This is a genomic window from Hydrophilobacter chitinilyticus, assembly GCF_049860745.1.
Taxonomy (GTDB): Bacteria; Pseudomonadota; Gammaproteobacteria; order Burkholderiales; family Burkholderiaceae_C; genus Rhodoferax_B.
The window spans coordinates 2581797-2600072 of record NZ_CP187561.1; the positions used below are offsets into that span (position 1 = coordinate 2581797).

General features: G+C 61.0%; 15 protein-coding genes, 1 pseudogene and 2 riboswitches. Of the genes and pseudogenes, 5 read left to right on the forward strand and 11 right to left on the reverse strand.

All coding sequences use genetic code 11. From position 1 onward, the window contains the following. Positions 1 to 80: 80 nt before the first annotated feature. From gcvH to ACPWMG_RS11495, 8 genes are all read right to left on the reverse strand, one after another. Entirely contained in the window at positions 81 to 449 is a 369-nt protein-coding gene (gene gcvH, locus ACPWMG_RS11460) for a glycine cleavage system protein GcvH (RefSeq protein ID WP_483304765.1), read from the reverse strand. 103 nt (positions 450 to 552) lie between these two features. Then, positions 553 to 1692: a glycine cleavage system aminomethyltransferase GcvT gene (gene gcvT / locus ACPWMG_RS11465; protein ID WP_483304766.1), complete on the reverse strand. Its 1140-nt coding sequence runs from the start codon at positions 1690 to 1692 to the stop codon at positions 553 to 555. A gap of 69 nt (positions 1693 to 1761) precedes the next feature. After that, positions 1762 to 1873: riboswitch (glycine riboswitch) on the reverse strand. Between the two features lie 12 nt (positions 1874 to 1885). Further along, positions 1886 to 1992, reverse strand: a riboswitch (glycine riboswitch). A 20-nt stretch (positions 1993 to 2012) separates the two neighbouring features. Beyond that, positions 2013 to 3305: a TRAP transporter large permease gene (locus tag ACPWMG_RS11470; protein ID WP_483304767.1), complete on the reverse strand. Its 1293-nt coding sequence runs from the start codon at positions 3303 to 3305 to the stop codon at positions 2013 to 2015. Further along, entirely contained in the window at positions 3302 to 3814 is a 513-nt protein-coding gene (locus ACPWMG_RS11475; protein ID WP_483305234.1) for a TRAP transporter small permease, read from the reverse strand. The genes ACPWMG_RS11470 and ACPWMG_RS11475 overlap by 4 nt, the downstream gene beginning before the upstream one ends. 96 nt (positions 3815 to 3910) lie before the next feature. Further along, positions 3911 to 4885, reverse strand: a complete 975-nt coding sequence (locus ACPWMG_RS11480) for a TRAP transporter substrate-binding protein (RefSeq protein WP_483304768.1) — start codon at positions 4883 to 4885, stop codon at positions 3911 to 3913. Positions 4886 to 4969: 84 nt separating this feature from the next. Beyond that, positions 4970 to 5995, reverse strand: a complete 1026-nt coding sequence (denD, locus tag ACPWMG_RS11485; RefSeq protein WP_483304769.1) for a D-erythronate dehydrogenase — start codon at positions 5993 to 5995, stop codon at positions 4970 to 4972. Between the two features lie 146 nt (positions 5996 to 6141). Continuing rightward, positions 6142 to 8280, reverse strand: coding sequence for a TonB-dependent siderophore receptor (locus ACPWMG_RS11490; protein WP_483304770.1), 2139 nt, complete (start codon positions 8278 to 8280; stop codon positions 6142 to 6144). 172 nt (positions 8281 to 8452) lie between these two features. Beyond that, a complete protein-coding gene (locus ACPWMG_RS11495; protein ID WP_483304771.1) occupies positions 8453 to 10150 on the reverse strand; it encodes an electron transfer flavoprotein-ubiquinone oxidoreductase in 1698 nt (565 codons plus the stop codon). Positions 10151 to 10328: 178 nt separating this feature from the next. Between ACPWMG_RS11495 and ACPWMG_RS11500 the strand changes: the two genes are divergently transcribed. The 3 genes from ACPWMG_RS11500 (at position 10329) to ACPWMG_RS11510 (ending at position 12519) form a co-directional block, all read left to right on the forward strand. Continuing rightward, positions 10329 to 11114, forward strand: coding sequence for an SDR family oxidoreductase (locus tag ACPWMG_RS11500; RefSeq protein ID WP_483304772.1), 786 nt, complete (start codon positions 10329 to 10331; stop codon positions 11112 to 11114). A 27-nt stretch (positions 11115 to 11141) separates the two neighbouring features. Further along, positions 11142 to 12032, forward strand: a complete 891-nt coding sequence (locus ACPWMG_RS11505) for a DMT family transporter (protein ID WP_483304773.1) — start codon at positions 11142 to 11144, stop codon at positions 12030 to 12032. 64 nt (positions 12033 to 12096) lie between these two features. After that, the gene (locus tag ACPWMG_RS11510; protein ID WP_483304774.1) at positions 12097 to 12519 is read left to right on the forward strand and encodes an acyl-CoA thioesterase; all 423 of its coding nucleotides are present in this window, start codon (positions 12097 to 12099) and stop codon (positions 12517 to 12519) included. A gap of 64 nt (positions 12520 to 12583) precedes the next feature. Here the strand turns inward: ACPWMG_RS11510 and ACPWMG_RS11515 are convergent. The 3 genes and pseudogenes from ACPWMG_RS11515 to ACPWMG_RS11525 form a co-directional block, all read right to left on the reverse strand. Then, positions 12584 to 13591, reverse strand: a pseudogene (locus ACPWMG_RS11515) (metal-dependent hydrolase). Next, positions 13537 to 14112 (reverse strand): glutathione transferase, encoded by a 576-nt coding sequence (yfcF, locus tag ACPWMG_RS11520; RefSeq protein WP_483304775.1) that lies wholly within the window; start codon positions 14110 to 14112, stop codon positions 13537 to 13539. Before yfcF ends, ACPWMG_RS11515 begins: the two are co-directional and overlap by 55 nt. A gap of 129 nt (positions 14113 to 14241) precedes the next feature. Then, positions 14242 to 14844: a peroxidase-related enzyme gene (locus ACPWMG_RS11525; RefSeq protein WP_483304776.1), complete on the reverse strand. Its 603-nt coding sequence runs from the start codon at positions 14842 to 14844 to the stop codon at positions 14242 to 14244. 191 nt (positions 14845 to 15035) lie between these two features. Here ACPWMG_RS11525 and ACPWMG_RS11530 point away from each other — a divergent pair, with 191 nt between their 5' ends. Together ACPWMG_RS11530 and katG are read left to right on the forward strand one after the other, a co-directional pair. After that, complete coding sequence (locus tag ACPWMG_RS11530) at positions 15036 to 15764, forward strand: FkbM family methyltransferase (protein ID WP_483304777.1); 729 nt, start codon at positions 15036 to 15038, stop codon at positions 15762 to 15764. A gap of 352 nt (positions 15765 to 16116) precedes the next feature. Then, a complete protein-coding gene (katG, locus tag ACPWMG_RS11535) occupies positions 16117 to 18264 on the forward strand; it encodes a catalase/peroxidase HPI (RefSeq protein ID WP_483304778.1) in 2148 nt (715 codons plus the stop codon). Positions 18265 to 18276 lie beyond the last annotated feature (12 nt).

Sequence of the window (18276 nt, forward strand, 5' to 3'; positions counted from 1 at the left end):
GGCAAGCTCCGTGGGGTGACAGCAATTAGCAGGGGGCAGTAAGGGGATTGGCGCCCGATGCACTCGGGCGCCAGTCAAGTTCAGGCTTCGCTGAACTTGGTGTAAGCGGTTTCGTCAAGGAGCGCGGTCAGTTGGCCGGCATCCGACAGCTTCACCTTGAAGAACCAGCCAGCGCCCAGTGGGTCGCTGTTGGCCAGGGCCGGGTCGGCGCGCAGGGCCTCGTTCACTTCGGTGACGTCGCCAGAGACGGGCATGTAGACGTCGGCGGCGGCTTTCACCGACTCGACCACACCGGCCACTTCTTTCTGGGCGATGGTCTTGCCGACTTCGGGCAGGTCGACAAACACCACGTCGCCCAGCGCGTCTTGCGCGTGGTGGGTGATGCCCACGGTGGCGATGTCGCCCTCAACGGACAGCCATTCGTGGTCTTCTGTGTAATAGATGGGCATGGAAAAACTCCTGGATGGATTCAAAAATGACTTGAAAATGGACGAACTAATTGCTGAACTGCCGAGGTCAATTCTGCAGTGGTTTCAGGCGGTTTTGTGGCGATCAGGCGCGCACGTAGCGGTTGGGCACAAACGGCATCGCCGCCACTTCCATGGGCACCGGCTTGCCACGCACGATGGCGTTGACGCGGGTGCCAAGGGCGGCATGGGCCGCGTCCACGTAGCCCATGGCCACAGGCTTGTCGATGCTCGGGCCCAGCAGGCCGCTGGTCACCGTGCCGATGACGGCGCCGCTCAAGTCTTGCAGTTCGGTGTGGTCGCGCACGGGCACGCGCTCCAGTGCGATCAAGCCAACGCGTTTTCGCGCTACGGCGCTTGCGGGGTCGGCGAGCTGCGCTAGGATTTTTGCAGCACCCGGGAAGCCGCCTTCGCGCGCGCCACCCGTACGTCGCACCTTTTGCATGGCCCAGTTCAGGCCAGCTTCTACCGGCGTGGTGGTGGTGTCGATGTCAGCGCCATAGAGGCACAACCCGGCTTCCAGGCGCAGCGAGTTGCGTGCGCCCAGGCCAATCGGTTTGACTTCAGGCTGGGCCAGCAACAAGCGGGCGAGGGCATCGGCCTGTGTGGCGGGCACCGAGATCTCAAAACCATCTTCGCCGGTGTAGCCGCTGCGCGTGATGAAGCAATCTGCGGCGCCCACCTTGAAGCTGCCGCCGGTCATGAACACCAGCTTTTCAACACCGGGCGTCAAGCGGGCCAGCGCCGTGACGGCTTGCGGGCCTTGCAGCGCCAGCAGCGCCATCTCAGGCATGGGAATGACCTTGCAACGCGTGCCGATGCGCGCCTGGATGTGGGCGATGTCGGCCACCTTGCAGGCGCCGTTCACCACCACAAAAATATCTGCGCCACGGTTGAAGAACATCAGGTCGTCGAGGATGCCGCCGTCGTCGTTCAGCAGCAGGCCGTAGCGTTGTTTGCCCACGGCCAGGTCGATCACGTCCACGGGCATCAGTGACTCGAAGGCGGCCGCAGCGTCGGGCCCTTCCAGGCGCAGTTGGCCCATGTGCGAGACGTCGAACAAACCGGCCGCGCTGCGGGTGTGCAAGTGTTCGGCCATCAGGCCTGCGGGGTATTGCACCGGCATGCTGTAGCCGGCAAAAGGCACCATGCGGGCGCCTAGTTCCAAATGCAGCGCGTGCAGTGGGGTGAGCAATAAATCTGAAGCGGGGGCAGAAGAAGACATGGTTGCGGATTCCGAGGGCAGTTCAATCGCCACGCGCGCCACGGTGCATCACCATGGACGTGCTTGGCACGTGCCCCCGCTGTCCGCTTTACCTGAGAGATTCGCCCAGCGATGTGGGGTTGCTCCTTCGGTGAGACCGCTCCACGCTTGCGTGTGCGGGCTTCTCTCCAGTGGGGAACGCCGGCTGCTAGGCCGGCGGGTGTCAGTCCTGGGTACCTGAGCGTTAAAACCTTTGCAGTTTGCGCCTTCGGCGGCCTTCAAACGCTAGGGCGTTTGTTGACTCTCTCCTGACCCTGGCGAGTATACCCAGGGAAGTCGCTTTATTTAAACCCCATGACATGCGGCAACCAAGTGCTTAGTGCCGGAATAAAGGTCAGCAGCACCAGCACCACGCCGTGCGCCCACAAGAACGGCATCAACTCGCGCACCAGCGGCCCCATGGGCACGCGCGACACGTTGGAGGTGACGAACAACAGCCCACCCACGGGCGGCGTGATCATGCCCAACGTCAGGTTGAAGATCACGATCATCGCGAAGTGTGTGGGGTCGATGCCCAGCTTCACGGCCACAGGTGCCAGGATCGGCGCGAGCACCATCACCCCCGGCAACGGCTCGATGAAGATGCCGAACAGCAGCAGAAAGATGTTCACGATGACCAGGAACATCCACGGCGACAGGTTCATGCTGACGATCCAGTCGGCCATGGTTTGCGGCAGGCCCTCAATCGTCAAGATCCACGCGAACGAGGCCGACAGGCCGATGATGATCAACACCGAAGCCGTGAGCAGGGCCGAGCGCGCCAGGATGTCCGGCAACGCCTTCCACTCCAACGTGCGGTAGATGAATTTGCCACACACCAGCGCATAAAACACCGCCACCACCGAAGCCTCGGTAGGCGTGAACCAGCCCGCGCGCATGCCGCCCAGAATGATCACCGGCAGCAGCAGCGCGGGAATGGCTTTCCAGGTGGTGCGCCACACTTCGGGCCATGGCGGCATGGCGCCGTCGCCCTTGTAGTTGCGCTGCTTCGACACCCGAAAGTTCACCACACACATGGCAATGGCGATCAAGATGCCGGGCAAGATACCCGCCACAAACAACGAGCCGACCGACACGTTGTCGTCTTGCAGCGCGTAGATGATCATGATGATGGACGGCGGGATGATGGGGCCGACGATGGCCGTGGCCGCCGTGAGCGCGGCCGCGTAGGAGCGGTCGTACCCTGCCTTGTCCATCATCTTGATCAGCATCGAGCCAGGGCCCGCTGCATCGGCCAGGGCCGAGCCCGAAATGCCCGAGAAGAAGGTCAGCGACACCACGTTGGTATAGCCCAGGCCGCCACGCTTGTGGCCGACAAACTGGCCGGCAAACTTCAGCAGCACTTCGGTCAACGAGCCACCACTCATCAGCTCTGCCGCCAGGATGAAAAATGGCACGGCCATCAGCGGAAAGCTGTCAATGCCGGTGAAGGTTTCCTTCAGCAGCACGAACAGCGGAAAGCTCTCCGCCAGGATGAGCGCAGCGGCCGTGGCCAGGCCCAGCGCAAACGCCACGGGCACGCCCATGGCCAAAAACACGCAGGCAAAAATAACCAGGATCAAACTCGCGCTCATAGGGATGCACTCGCAGTCGCGTCAAAGTGGGCGTCGGATGCGAAAGTGCGGCTCAACACGTAGTCGCGCACGATCAAACTCCAGTGGATCAGCAGCAACACGCCGCCAACGGGCATGGCCGCGTAAATGTAGGCAAACGGAATTTGCGACACTGCCGTCAGTTGGAACATGGTGCGCTGCATGTACAGCCAGCCGTACCAGACCATGAAGGCAAAGAAGGCGAACAGCAGCGCCGCCACCACGATGCGCAGGCCGCGCGCCAGCGGCGTGGGCAGTGCGTCTTGCAGGTTTTCCACGGCAATGTGGCCGCCATAACGCAGCACCGGCCCGGCACCCAGAAAGGTCAGCCAGATCATCATGTGGCGCGAAATTTCTTCAGCCCATTCAATCGACTGGTTGGTCAGGTAGCGCAGCGCCACGTTGACAAAAATGATGACGGCCATGGCCGCGAGCAGCAGGATCAGCGCCCATCGGTTGGCGGCTAGAAAGTAATGTTCAAAGGTTTTCACTTGGGTGTCTTCGCGCTTGGCAGGCAAGGGGCGTCAGCAAAAAAAACCGCCCGGCGATCGGTGGGATCGGGCCGGGCGGGTGGAGCGACCGTCAGGTCACTTCACGTCCTGAATCTTCTTGATGTTGTCGGCGCCGAACTCTTTGGCATAGTTCACGTAGGCCGGTTGCAGTGCGGCGCGGAAGGCGGCGCCGTCCACGTTGCGCACCACTTTCATGCCGTCTTTTTCGAGCTGGGCGATGCCGTTGTTCTCATCCTCATTGACCTTTTTGCGCTGAGCCACAGAAGCGCTCTTCGCTGCGTCCATGAACACCTTTTTGTCGGCGTCAGACAGCTTGTTCCACACCTTGGGCGACAGCAGCAGCAGCGCTGGCGAATACACGTGGCCGGTCAGCGACAAGTGTTTTTGCACTTGCGAGAACTTGGACGACAAGATCACCGGGATTGGGTTCTCTTGGCCGTCTACCGTGCCTTGCTGCAGCGCGCCGAACAGCTCGGGGAAGGCCATAGGCGTGGGCAGAATGCCGAAGGTGCGGTAGCCGTCCATGTGCACCTTGTTTTCCATGGTGCGCATCTTCAGGCCGGCGGCATCGGTGGGCTTCACGATGTCGCGCTTGCTATTGGTCATGTGGCGGAAACCGTTTTCCGTCCAGGCCAGCGCAATGATGCCTTTGCTCGGGAACTTGGTCAGGATGTCTTGGCCGATGGGGCCGTCCATCACCTTGCGTGCGTGGTCGTAGTCCCGGAACAGGAACGGAATGTCGACGATCTTCACCTCGGGCACGAAGTTGCCGACGGGGCCGGTCGAGGTGTTCACCAAGTCTTGGGTGCCCAACTGCACGGCTTCGATCTGCTCGCGCTCGCCACCGAGCGCCGAGTTGGCGAAGTGCTGGCACTTGTAGCGGCCTTGCGTGCCTTTTTCGACCTCGTCGCAGAACACCGTGGAGCCCACACCGTAGTGCGACTCTTTGGTGGTGGCGTAGCCAATTTTCAGCACCGTGGTCTGCGCGTAAGCCGACGCAAACAGCCCCAACGCCAAGCCCATGCCGACGCTGATCTTCGAAAACTTCATGATGTCTCCTCTCTTGGTTTTAGACGCGATACCGCATTCCCCCGGACCCATGTCCGCAGGGGAAAAGTTGTATGACAACTTTGATTATGCGGGGCGTACGCCCGTCACAGCATGGGGGTTTTCGCGGATGTAGTCGCGGATCACGGCATCGAAATCGGTGTCGGGCAACAGGCCCAAACCGCGTGCACGTGCGGCGTCGATCTTGCCCGGCCAGGTGGCCACAATTTTCTGGATGGTGGGGTTGGGCGTCCAGTCGATGCGGTCGGCGACTTCTTTGCCGGCCACACGTGCCAGAGCTGCTGCCATCTCACCCGTGGTGGTGGAGAGCGATGGAAGGTTGAGGGCGATGCGTGGGCCCCATTCGGCGTCGGTGGCTTCCGCCGCGCGCACGATGCCGGCGATGGTGGTGGCCGGTGAAGACAGCACCACTTGGGTGTCTGGCGGCACAGGGCAGGCGCCGGTGAGGCCCGCCAGAGGTTCGCGGATCATGCCGCTGAAGAAGCTGGAGGCCGCGCCGTTGGGCTTGCCCGGGCGCACGCTGACCGTCATCAAACGCACGCTGCGGCCACGGATGAAACCCTTGCGGCCGAAGTCGGCGGTGAGCTGCTCGCCAATGTATTTTTGAATGCCGTAGCTGGTGAGCGGTGTGGGCAACGTGGTGTCGTTCAACACGGCTGGCAACGGCAGGATGTCCGAATGGCCAAACACGGCGGCCGAGCTGGCAAACACCACGGTAGGGCTGGTTTTCAAAGCGCGGCAGGCTTCGAGCAAGCCTTGTGTGGCGGCCAGGTTGCTGTGCATGCCGAGGTCGAAGTCGGCTTCGCATTCGCCGCTGACGGCAGCGGCCAAGTGAAAGACCACGGCCACGTCGGCGGGCAGGGCTTTGGCGCGTTCGGCGGGGTTGCCGAGCACGGCATTCAAGTCGCCCACCACGGCCGAGACACGTGGGTCGGCCAGCAAATCTTCGGGTGGGGCTGCGCGGTCTACCAAAATCAAGCCGCTGATGGCTTGCGGGCTGGCACCTGCCAGAGAGAGGGTGGATTTGCGCAGCAGCTCGCGCGCCAGACGTACGCCCAGGAAACCGGCGCCGCCGGTGATCGTCACTTTCATGCTTGGTTTGTCTCCGTGTTCTATCGTTTGAGGTCACAGCATCTTGCGATGCGGCGACCTCCAATATAACGATAACGCGAAGTGTTTAACCAAGCGAACCTCAGCTAATCAAAAGAAGCCACTTCGTTTAAAACGCGCCTTCGATCTCAGAACCGGTATGTCGCGCTGGCCACCACGTTGCGGCGTGCGCCGACCCAGCAGTCGCCACGGCTCAGGCAGGTGCTGTAGTAGACCTTGTCGGTGGCGTTGTTCACGTTCAGGGCGTAGCGCCAGTTTTGTGTGTCGTATGCGGCCATCAAGTCGAGCAAGGCGACAGCAGGCACTTCGGGGCCGGTGCCGTCGCGGAACGAATCCACCCAGCGCACACCGGCACCGACCGAGAAGCCGTTGACGTTGCCGATGGCGAAGCGGTACTTGGTCCACACCGACGCGATGTTCTTCGGCTGGCCTTCGACCTTCTCGTCGACGTTGGTGTAGGTGTAGTTGGCGATGACGTCAAACGCGCGCGCCAGCGTCGCCTTGTATTCCAGTTCCAGGCCATTGGTTTTGGTGACGCCCAGTTGCGGGCCGTCGGTGCCCGGCGTCGCGGCGGTGCCGACCTGGTTCTTCTCCTTGAGCTTGTAGAGCGAGGCGGTGAATTGGGTGTTGCCGTCGGCTGGCTGGTACTTGATACCGGCTTCGACCTGTTCACCCATCAAAGGCTTGTAGATGGTGCCGTAGGTTCCGGGGGCGACTGGCGTGAATGATTCGGCGTAGCTCACATACGGTGCCCAGCCGCCGGCCAGTTGGTACATCAGGCCAAAGCGCATGGTGTTGGCACTGCTGTCCTGGTCATTGCTGCCGACTTGGCTGGTCGTCGCCTTGTCATGGCGCAAGCCCGCGATGACGATCCAGTTGTCGATCTTCATCTGGTCTTGCACGTACAGGCCCATCTGGCGCTGCGTGGTCTTCGGACCATCTACGCGGGCCCCAAGCGCGGGGTTGTTGCCATAGACAGGGTTGTAGGCGTCGATGGAGGTGTAGGTTGATTGACCGTAGGCCACGGTCTCCGTTTGCCGGCTGAAGTCAAAGCCTGCAAGCAGTTGGTGTTGCACTGCGCCTGTGTTGAACTTGCCAACGATGTTTTGGTCGGCCAGGGCCGCGCGCGTTTTGGTGAATGTGTTGCCGAGGTAGCGCCCAATGATGCTTTGATTCGCACCAGACCAAGGTGTCGTGGTGAACGCGTTGGCATAGTGGTACAGCGAGTCGTTGGTGTTTTCCGAGACGCGTAGGTTCTGGTGCAGGGCCCAGTTGTCGTTGAACTTGTGCTCGAACTGCCAGCCTGCGGTTTGACGTTCAGAGTTGTAGTGGTCGTCCAGATCGCCGATGTAGCGGCTGGTCGGCAGTTGACCATTCGGGTTCGGCAGCAGTGTGCCGGACCAGGGGAAGAACTGCGCAGCACTGCCGCTCTTGTCTTTTTGGTACAGGGCTTGCAGCGTGAGCGAGGTCATGGCGTTGGGTTTCCACGTCAACGACGGCGCAATGAGCGTGCGGTCATCTGGCACGTAGTCCACCTGCGTATCGGATTCGCGGCCCAGTGCCACCAGGCGGTAGAGCCATTCACCGTTTTGCGTCAGCGGACCGGTCAGGTCAGCCTGGATCTGCTTGCGGCCGTAGCTGCCGATCTGTACGCCGATCTCGCCTTGGCGCTCGGCTTGCGGGCGCTTGCTGACCATGTTCATCACGCCGGCCACGGTGCCTTGGCCGAACAGCATGCCTGACGGGCCGCGCAGTAGCTCGATGCGCTCCAGGGTGTACGGGTCGGGACGGGTGGTGCTGGTGTAGTAGCCATAGGCTTCACGTAGGCCGTTCAGGTAGACGTCTGGATAGGCGCCGCGCACGCGCACACCGTCGCTGCGGGTGTCCAGGCCATAGGCATCTGGGCGCACACCTGCGGCGTAGTTCATGGTTTCCTGCAGACTGAGCGCCCCCTGGTCGATGATCTGGTCACGGGTGACCACGGTGACGGACTGCGGCGTTTCCAGCAGCGGAGTGTCGGTCTTGGTGGCCGTGGCGGCGTTTTTGGCCTTGTAGCCGATGACGGCCGAAGTGGCGGTTTCTTTTTCAGCGTTGGAGTTCACCGTGACTTCGCGCAGCGTGCTGGTGGTCGCAGGCGTGGCGGTTTGTGCGAATGCATGGCTCTGCAACAGCAGAATCGTCAAGGCACTGGCAGCGGCCAAATGGGTCGGGCGGAAATGCGCGCGAGAGTGGGAGCGGGATTGGTCCGCAGATCGAATATTGTGCATAGGCCCTCCTGTTATCAAAAGCCAATGAGAGTAATTCGTGTTAACTATTAAGGCAAGATTGTTGACTTATAAGAAGCAAGTTCAGGCTATGTTCGCCCCTGTTTTGTTGCATAAATGAAAAAGGCCCGGGGTCACCGGGCCTTCAGAGGGGCTGATTCAGCGCAGAAGCCGCTTACATGCCCGAGTAGTTCGGCCCGCCGCCGCCTTCAGGTGTTACCCACACGATGTTTTGCGTGGGGTCTTTGATGTCACAGGTCTTGCAGTGCACGCAGTTTTGCGCGTTGATCTGCAGGCGGTCGCTGTTGTCTTCGTTCTTCACAAACTCGTACACACCGGCCGGGCAGTAGCGCGACTCGGGGCCGGCGTACTTCGCCAGGTTGATGCCCACCGGCACCGAGGCGTCTTTCAATGTCAGGTGCGCTGGCTGGTTTTCAGCGTGGTTGGTGTTGCTGATGAACACGCTGGAGAGGCGGTCAAACGTCAGCTTGCCATCGGGCTTGGGGTAGGCGATGGGTTTGCAGTCGGCTGCTGGCTTCAGGTAGGCGTGGTCAGGTTTGTCGCGGCGCAGCGTCCACGGCACGTTGCCCTTCAGCACAAACTGTTCAAAGCCGTTCATCAGCGTGGCGGTGACCAAGCCCTTCTTGAACCAGGCCTTGAAGTTGCGTGCCTTCTTCAGCTCGGCGTGCAGCCAGCTCTTTTCGAACGCGGCCGGGTAGGCGCTGAGTTCGTCGTGCTGACGGCCGCTTTGCAGCGCTTCAAATGCGGCTTCGGCGGCCAGCATGCCGGTCTTGATGGCGGCGTGGCTGCCCTTGATGCGGCTGACGTTCAGGTAGCCTGCATCGCAACCCACCAACGCGCCGCCAGGGAACACGGTTTTCGGCAACGACATCAAACCACCGGCGGTGATGGCGCGCGCGCCGTAGCCAATACGTTTGCCGGGCTTGATGCCCTTGGCTTCGTCGCCTTCGAGGTAGTAGCGAATGTTCGGGTGCGTCTTCCAGCGCTGGAACTCTTCGAATGGGCTGAGGTAGGGGTTAGCGTAGTCCAGCCCGGTGATGAAGCCCAGCGTGACCTTGTTGTCTTCCATGTGGTACAGGAAGGCGCCGCCGTAGGTGCTGCTGTCCATGGGCCAGCCGGCGGTGTGCATCACAAAGCCGGGCTGGTGGCGCTTGGGGTCGATCTCCCACACTTCTTTCACGCCCAGGCCGTAGGTCTGCGGGTCTTTGCCTGCGTCGAGCTTGTAGCGCGCGATGATTTGTTTGCCCAGGTGGCCGCGTGCGCCTTCGGCAAACACGGTGTACTTGGCGTGTAGTTCCATGCCGAGCTGGAAGTCGCCCGTGGGCTCGCCTTCCTTGCTCACGCCCATGTTGCCGGTGGCCACGCCCTTGACCGAGCCGTCGTCGTTGTACAGCACCTCGGCGGCGGCAAAGCCGGGGAAGATTTCCACGCCCAGGTTCTCGGCCTGCTGCGCGAGCCAGCGCGTGAAGTTGCCCAGGCTGATGATGTAGTTGCCGTGGTTTTGAAAACAGCCGGGCAGCAGGAAGTTGGGCGTGCGAAAGCCCGACTTTTCACCCAGGAAGATCATCGCGTCGTCGGTCACCGGCTGGTTCAGCGGGGCGCCGAGTTCCTTCCAGTTGGGGAACAGTTCGGTCAGCGCCTTGGGGTCCATGATGGCGCCTGACAAGATATGGGCGCCGGGCTCCGAGCCTTTCTCGAGCACCACTACTGAAACTTCTTTGCCTTGCTCGGCGGCCAGTTGCTTCAAGCGGATGGCGGTGGACAAGCCGGCGGGGCCGCCCCCCACGACTACCACGTCGTATTCCATGGCTTCTCGGGGACCGTACTGCGACAGGATTTCTTCTTGTGTCATGAACGTAGCTACTCGTGGGTACTGGGGAGGAACAAAAACCGTAACGCAGTGACTGCGTATTCGGCGTGTTTTTTTGAATCAACAGCGATTTTATGTATTGTCTGCGAGTGCTTCCGGCACGGCTGTCACAATTGAGCAGCTACAACCCGTTCTTCCTATCGACCACGGAGCGCAGACCATGGCCTACAACATTGATCTCTCAGGACGCGTAGCCCTGGTGACCGGGGCTTCTGGCGGACTTGGCGCCCAGTTTGCGCAGACGCTGGCGCGTGCCGGTGCCGCCGTGGTGCTGGCCAGCCGGCGGGTGGAAAAGCTCAAGACGCTGCGCGCCCGCATCGAAGGCGAGGGCGGCGACGCCCATGTGATCGAGCTTGATGTGACGGACCGCTTCTCCATCAAGGCCGCCGTGGCACATGCCGAAACCGAGGTGGGCTCCATCGACATCCTGGTCAACAACTCGGGCGTGAGCACACGCCAGCGCCTGGAAGATGTGGACGAAGACGCGTTCGATTTCATGTTCGACACAAATGTGCGCGGCGCTTTTTTCGTGGCGCAAGAGGTAGGTAAACGCATGATTGCGCGGGCCACCGGTGCGGCGCCGGGCTCGTACACGGGGGGACGCATCATCAACATCGCCAGCGCCGCCGGGCTTAAGGCGGTACCGCAGATTGGCGTGTACTGCATGAGCAAGGCGGCCGTCATCCACATGACGAAGGCCATGGCCGCGGAATGGGGGCGCTACGGCATCAATGTGAATGCCTTGTGCCCCGGCTACATCCATACCGAAATCAACCACCACCTGTGGGGCTCGGAGCAAGGCGAAAAGCTGGTGCAAACCTTGCCGCGCAAACGTGTGGGCAAACCCGAGGATCTGGACGGCCTGCTGGTGCTACTCGCCAGCGGCCAAAGCCATTTCGTCAACGGTGCGGTGATTTCTGCGGACGATGGCTTTGGTGTCTCTTAAATCGATGTCTTTGAGGTCGATGTTGCTGTGCTGACGGGGATCTTGGCCGGCCTGGCCGCCGGGGCCCTGTGGGGTCTGGTCTTTGTCTTGCCGCGTGTGCTGCCAGGCTACGGTTCGGTGGACGTGATGGCCGGGCGCTTTGTGATTTACGCCTTGTGCGCCGCTGGTGTGATGCTGGTCCGCGCACGCGGCCGCCGCCGTCCTACATTTTCACAAGCAGTTGCTGCGGTGGGCTTGAGCGTACTTGGTTTCACCGGCTACTTTCTGCTGCTGGTGCTGGCCTTGCGCGATGCAGGCACCGCATTGCCCACCCTGATCATCGGCACCATTCCCATCTGGGTGATGGTGCTCGGCAAACCCGATGGCCTGCGTTGGGGCGCATTGGCGCCGGGTGCCGCACTCACGGTGCTCGGCATGGTGCTGATGAGTTGGGCCGAACCCGTCACGGCGGAGGGCAGTGCGCCGCATTTCTGGCGTGGTATCGGGTATGCGGTGGCGGCCATGGTGTCGTGGACGGCGTTTGCCCTGCTCAATGCTGTATGGCTGCGGCGTCATGCAGAGGTGCGTGTCAGCGACTGGGCCAATTGGTTGGGCATTGCCTCCGGAGCTGGCGCGTTGTTGGTGTGGCTCTTTTTAGGCTCAGAGCCAAAAACGCTTGTGGCGCAGCACGGATTAGCGCTGCCAGCTATATGTTTCATAGCGACGGGTTTCGGCTCGGCCTGGCTGGCCACATTGTTGTGGAACGTGGCCAGCCGCCGTTTGAGTCCCAGTCTGTGCGGCCAACTGATCGTCAGCGAAACGCTGTTTGGCCTGTTCTACGCCTTTGTGTGGGACGGCCAGTGGCCGAGCTTCTGGCAATGGCTGGCGGCCTTGGCGTTCACGTTGGGCATCGTGGCGTCGATCCGCGCACACCGTTGAATTGGCGTCTCTGGCGTGACGGCCGTTCGGTCGGGCCGATCAGACGAGCGCCTATATTCGGCGCATGAAGATCGAAATTCCTGCACAGAAAAAGCTGGCCTATGAGATGTCGCTTCCTATCCGCTGGGGCGACATGGACGCGATGCGCCACGTCAACAACGCGGCGTACTTTCGCTACATGGAAACGGCACGTATCGACTGGCTGCTGTCGATTGGCGGCATGGGGGATGGCGCCGAAGAGGGCCCCGTCATCGTCAACGCCTTCTGCAATTTCTACAAGCAGTTGGAATATCCCGGCGACGTGCTGGTCAAGACCTACGTGAGCGACCCCAAGCGCACCACAGTCGAGACCTGGGTGACGATGGAGCGCAGTGACCAACCAGGCGTAGTACATGCAGCAGGCGGTGCCACGTTGATCTGGGTGAACTACGCCCAGCAGAAGGCGGTGAATTTGCCGGACTGGCTGCGCGCCTTGGTGAGTGATTGAACAGGTTGAGACGCGCTTAAGCGCGTCTCAGTGCATATAAGAAAGTGCCGCTGATGCTAATGCATCAAGCGGGAGCTGCTTCTGAAACCATAGCGGCTGCCAGCCCGTCGCGCTGCGCCCCTACCAGCTTGAAGCGGGCTTGGTGGGCCGACAGCCAGCATTGCGCCAACACGGCAGCGGGTACAGCGTGGTGTTCTTGATCCGGGTGAAAGTCGCGGCGCAGGTAGCGCAGTGCGGCAGGCAAGCTGCGCCAGAACACGCCGTCGGCGCCCAGGAAGAAACGTGTTGCACTCAGCCAGGTGCTGGGCCGCCATAAGCTGCCATCGCGGTGCAGGTTCAACACCGTTTGGCGCGAAGCATCAAAAGCGAAAACCACGCAGACAAACAATAACCAGCGCACGCGCCACGCATGGTTGCCGCCCACAGCGCGGTACAGGTCGAAGGCCACCGCGCGGTGTTCGGTTTCTTCGGCGGCGTGCCACGACCACACGGTGCGCAGGTTCTCATCGGCACCCTCCAGCCAGCGCGGGTAGCGCAGCGTGCCATCGGCTAGTAGCGCGGTGAAGTGTTCGTAGGCGCAGGTTACGGCCAAGGCGTGGCGTGGGTCTTTTGCCACACGAGCCAGCGTATCGATGCGCTTTTGAGCTCAGTACTGCCAGCGGTTGCGCAGGCCTTGCTGCTCCAATGTCGCGTTGTACAAACCATGGATGCGGCGATGCGTGGCTTCTTGGCCGATGAAGCCGCGAATCGATTCTTGAATCGTCTCGCGCAGAGATGCCGATCCGTCTTGCGGGCTTTGCGCTTCCAGCAGCGGCGCCGCGTTGCGCACAGCGTCGATAAAGAACTGCTCGCCGACGGGAAAACTCATCGACAAGGCATTGAAGAACTGCGAGCGGAAGGCGTCGCCGCCGAGCCAGTGGCGTGGAAAGCCTTGGCTCAGGTCGACCTCCAAGCGGCGTATGGCCAGCGTGGGGCGGGCGCCATCGTGAAGGGGTAGGGGGACTGAGGTCGCGAATGTCACAGCGGCGGCCGCCCCTGCTTGACCCACTGGCGTACGGTGGGACGTTGCCATTGTTGCTGGGCGTAGGTGGCCAGGCGCTCGGGTAGAGGGTCGCCGTGCAGCGCCAGGCGGTTGAGCATCAAAGCCAGGTCAACATCGGCAATCGACCACTGGCCGCACAGGAACTGAGCGCCCACGGGGAGCAAGGTTTCGGCAGCGGCAATGAGTTTGTCGGCAGCGTTTCGCGCCGTGGGCGAGAGCGCCGGATACTTTTTCCCATAGAACACAGCTTCAGTGGGCCGTTCCTGGCGCAGCGGCAGCAGGTCGCTGCGCAGCCAGGCCTGCACTTGCCGGGCGCGCGCTTTGTCGCGTGCCTCGCCAGGGTAGAGCGCGGTGCCGGGAAAGATTTGGTCAATGTATTCGGTGATGGCTGAAGATTCGGATAACGCAAACCCGTCATGCCAAAAGGTGGGCACCCGGCGCGTGAGCGACAGGCTGGCGAAGCCAGGTGCAAGGTTTTCTCGTGTGCCGAGGTCGACGGTGGTGATGTCAAACGGCAAACCTTTTTCGTGCAAGGCTACAAAGGCAGACATGGCGTACGGGCTGGCGAATTGGCTATCGACGTACAAACGTAGATTCGGGTTGACCACAAATGACTCCAGTTCGGATTGAGAGCAGCAGCACGTGAGCGTGCTTCGTGATTAAAACAAAAGCGTGAACAGCTAGTTGGCTTTGGCCGATTTCGGCACACGCCCCAGCAGGTAGAACTCCGGGTTGGGCGTCATGCCCGCAAAGCTGGCCATGCGGTTGGACAAACCAAAGAAAGCAGTGATGGCGGCGATGTCCCAGATGTCTTCGTCGTCGAAGCCGTGCAGGTGCAGCGCGGCGAAATCGGTGTCGTCGATTTCAGCCGAGTGCTGGCTGACCTTCATGGCGAAGTCGAGCATCGCGCGCTGGCGCCGTGAGATGTCGGCCTTGCGGTAGTTCACCGCCACCTGGTCGGCCACCAGCGGCTTTTTCTCGTAGATGCGCAACAGCGCGCCATGTGCCACCACGCAGTACAAACATTGGTTGGCCGCGCTGGTGGTGGTGACGATCATTTCGCGCTCACCTTTGGTCAGCGAACCTTCCTCCTTGAGCATCAACGCGTCGTGGTACGCAAAGAACGCGCGCCACTCAGCCGGTCGACGTGCCAGCGCCAGGAACACGTTGGGGACGAAGCCCGCCTTCTCTTGCACTTCAAGGATCTTGGCTTTGAGATCGTCGGGCAGGGTGTTGAGGTCGGGAAGGGGATAGCGTGCGCGGCTGGCGGGAGCAGTGGTCATGGCGATGTCTCTTTGTTTCAGTTGCATGAAAGGCGCGCGTCCATGATACGGCGCGGCTGCGCTGGTGTTGGCCCGGGTGAGCCTTGGGGTTTGCCCCTTGCATCGAGATTTCTCTCCCCAAAAAAGGATGTATGCACTACATTGCGCTCGGACCCCCAATCAAGTTTGATTTTGACCAGGAGCGACGCTTTATGGGTTTTGTCAAAGATGCTGCGATGTGGAGCATTTCGAGGGGGCTGCGCCTGCCGCAGCCGCAATTGGATCGGATGGCCGAGTTGTTTTTTCTGCGCAATCTGCTGCAGCAACTGCAGGTGCAGTGTGTGCTGGATGTGGGGGCCAACCGAGGCCAATTCGCCAGCGAGTTGCGCAGCATTGGCTATGACGGGCACATCGTCTCGTTTGAGCCTTTGGCGAGTGAGTTTGCGGTGATGCAGCAGCACTTTGCCTCGGACGCCAAATGGCGCGGCTACCAAACGGCGCTGGGCAGTGAGGAGAGTACGGTTGACATCAACGTGGGTGGTTTGACGGTGATGACTTCGCTGCTGGAGTCTGTGCTGCCCGACCGCAACGCCCGGCTTGAAACAGTGACCGTGAAGCGGCTCGACAGCTTGTTGCCCGGCATCTTGGCTGAAGTGGGTTGCGAGCGTGTGTTCCTGAAGATGGACACGCAGGGCTACGACCTGGAAGTGTTCAAGGGGCTGGCGGGCAGCATGGCGCCAATCCTGGGGCTCCAATCAGAACTCTCGGTCGTGCCGCTCTACAAAGGCATGCCGCATTATCTGGAGGCTTTGCAGTGTTATGAAGCTGCTGGCTTCGAGCTGTTCAACCTCTCTGTGGTCAACCGTGTGGCCGATGGCGGCCTGCTGGAAATGAACTGTTTTATGCGGCGCGCTGAATTTGGCGGCTTGGTCGGCGCCTGACCTGTCCGCGTTTGGGGCAGTGGTGCAACGCCATTGCCTCTAAATCATCATTCGTGCCCGCCTCGAATGGGTGATTTACCTGTGTTTGCAGACTGTTCATGATGTGCCGGCCAGACAGTCTGTTTGAAAACGCCTATCGAATAGATGAAATTTATCTATTCAGGTAATCGATAGTATTTGATTATCATGGCCGTCATCGTTCTTTCTTTGCAAAGAGGTCTGATGCGGGCATATTCCCGTTTGACTTCTTGGCCAGAAGTTCCGGTTGGCGGCAACCGGGATCGCACATGGTTTTGATCCGCGCGCGATCCGATGAAAACGCCATTCACCCACCTATAAAGGAGAGAGCCCCATGTCCACAGAAGCCAAGTGCCCCTTCCACCACGCCGCCGGCGGTGGTACCGCGAACAAAGATTGGTGGCCCAACCAGTTGCGCGTTGACCTGCTGAACCAGCACTCCAACAAATCCAACCCCTTGGGCGAGAAGTTCAACTACGCCGAAGAATTCAAGAAGCTCGACTACCGCGCCCTGAAGGCCGATTTGGTCAAGCTGATGACCGACAGCCAAGACTGGTGGCCCGCCGACTTCGGCCATTACGGCCCGCAGTTCATCCGCATGGCCTGGCACTCCGCTGGCACCTACCGCACGCAAGATGGCCGGGGCGGCGGTGGCCGTGGCCAGCAACGTTTTGCGCCGCTGAATTCGTGGCCCGACAACGTCAACATCGACAAGTCGCGTCGCCTGCTGTGGCCCATCAAACAGAAATACGGCCAGAAGATTTCGTGGGCCGACCTGTTCATCTTGACAGGCAACGTGGCACTCGAATCCATGGGCTTTCGCACCTTCGGCTTTGCCGGTGGCCGTGAAGACGTTTGGGAACCCGACATGGATGTGAACTGGGGCGCCGAGACCACTTGGCTGGGCACCGACAAACGCTTCAGCGGCGATCGTGAGTTGGATAAGAACCTGGGCGCCACCCACATGGGCCTGATCTACGTCAACCCCGAAGGCCCGAACGCCAGCGGCGACTACATGGCCGCCGCCAAAGACATCCGCGCCACCTTCAGCCGCATGGCGATGAACGACGAAGAAATCGTCGCGCTGATCGCCGGTGGCCACACCTTTGGTAAAACCCACGGTGCCGCACCTGAATCGCACAAAGGCCCTGAGCCTGAAGGCGCTGGCATCGAGGCACAAGGCCTGGGCTGGAACAGCAACTTCGGCAGCGGCCATGGCAAAGACACCGTTTCCAGCGGCCTGGAAGTCACGTGGACCAAGACCCCGGCGCTGTGGAGCAACAACTTTTTCGAGAACCTGTTCAAGTTCGAATGGGAACTCACCAAGTCTCCTGCCGGTGCCAAGCAGTGGGTGGCCAAAGATGCACCAGACATCATTCCCGATGCGCACGTGCCCGGCAAGTTCCAGAAGCCCACCATGCTGACCACCGATCTCACGCTGCGCTTCGACCCCGAGTTCGGCAAGATCTCCAAGCGTTTCTCTGAAGACCCGCAAGCGTTTGCCGAAGCCTTTGCACGTGCCTGGTTCAAGCTGACGCACCGCGACATGGGCCCCAAGGCGCGTTACCTCGGCCCGGAAGTGCCGAAGGAAGACCTGATCTGGCAAGATCCTCTGCCAGCCGCCACGCACCAGCCCACGGGGGATGACATTGCCGATCTGAAGTCGAAGATTGCCGCCGCTGGTTTGTCGGTGGGCGAACTGGTCTCGGTCGCCTGGGCCTCGGCTTCTACCTTCCGTGGCGGTGACAAGCGCGGCGGTGCCAACGGTGCGCGTCTGGCGCTGGCCCCGCAGAAGGACTGGGAAGTCAACCAGAACGCCATCAAGGCGCTGGGTAAGTTGATCGACATCCAGAAGGCATCGGGCAAGGCTTCGTTGGCTGATGTGATTGTGCTGGCCGGTAATGTGGGCGTAGAACAAGCCGCCCAAGCCGCTGGTGTGTTGACCGAAGTACCTTTTGCACCGGGCCGGGTGGACGCTACGCAAGAGCAAACCGACGTGGAATCCTTCGAGGTGATGGAGCCGTTTGCCGATGGCTTCCGCAACTACAAAAAGGGCCTCATCGGCGCATCGACCGAGGCGTTGCTGATCGACCGCGCCCAACTGCTGACGCTGACGGCCCCTGAGTTGACCGCACTGGTTGGCGGCCTGCGCGTGCTGGGCACGAATGCTGACAGCGGCAAATACGGTGTGTTCACCGACAAGGTGGGCACACTGTCCAACGACTTCTTCGTCAACCTGCTCGACATGGGCACGGAATGGAAAGCCGTCGACTCAGACGCCGAAGTGTTTGAAGGCCGTGATCGCAAGACGGGCGCTGTGAAGTACACCGGCACGCGCAACGACCTGATCTTCGGCTCCAACTCGGTGCTGCGTGCTTATGCCGAGGTGTACGCCAGCGCTGACGGAAAGCAGAAGTTGGTGAACGACTTCGTGGCCGCGTGGACGAAGGTGATGAACGCGGACCGCTTCGACCTGGCTTGATGGCTCCTGCTG

Coding starts and splice junctions, on each gene's coding strand:
- denD (WP_483304769.1), bottom strand. CDS start 5,995: ATGAAAGTGACGATCACCGGCGGCGCCGGTTTCCTGGGCGTACGTCTG.
- ACPWMG_RS11500 (WP_483304772.1), top strand. CDS start 10,329: ATGGCCTACAACATTGATCTCTCAGGACGCGTAGCCCTGGTGACCGGG.
- gcvH (WP_483304765.1), bottom strand. CDS start 449: ATGCCCATCTATTACACAGAAGACCACGAATGGCTGTCCGTTGAGGGC.
- ACPWMG_RS11480 (WP_483304768.1), bottom strand. CDS start 4,885: ATGAAGTTTTCGAAGATCAGCGTCGGCATGGGCTTGGCGTTGGGGCTG.
- ACPWMG_RS11490 (WP_483304770.1), bottom strand. CDS start 8,280: ATGCACAATATTCGATCTGCGGACCAATCCCGCTCCCACTCTCGCGCG.
- ACPWMG_RS11510 (WP_483304774.1), top strand. CDS start 12,097: ATGAAGATCGAAATTCCTGCACAGAAAAAGCTGGCCTATGAGATGTCG.
- yfcF (WP_483304775.1), bottom strand. CDS start 14,112: ATGTCTGCCTTTGTAGCCTTGCACGAAAAAGGTTTGCCGTTTGACATC.
- ACPWMG_RS11530 (WP_483304777.1), top strand. CDS start 15,036: ATGGGTTTTGTCAAAGATGCTGCGATGTGGAGCATTTCGAGGGGGCTG.
- katG (WP_483304778.1), top strand. CDS start 16,117: ATGTCCACAGAAGCCAAGTGCCCCTTCCACCACGCCGCCGGCGGTGGT.
- ACPWMG_RS11525 (WP_483304776.1), bottom strand. CDS start 14,844: ATGACCACTGCTCCCGCCAGCCGCGCACGCTATCCCCTTCCCGACCTC.
- ACPWMG_RS11470 (WP_483304767.1), bottom strand. CDS start 3,305: ATGAGCGCGAGTTTGATCCTGGTTATTTTTGCCTGCGTGTTTTTGGCC.
- ACPWMG_RS11495 (WP_483304771.1), bottom strand. CDS start 10,150: ATGACACAAGAAGAAATCCTGTCGCAGTACGGTCCCCGAGAAGCCATG.
- gcvT (WP_483304766.1), bottom strand. CDS start 1,692: ATGTCTTCTTCTGCCCCCGCTTCAGATTTATTGCTCACCCCACTGCAC.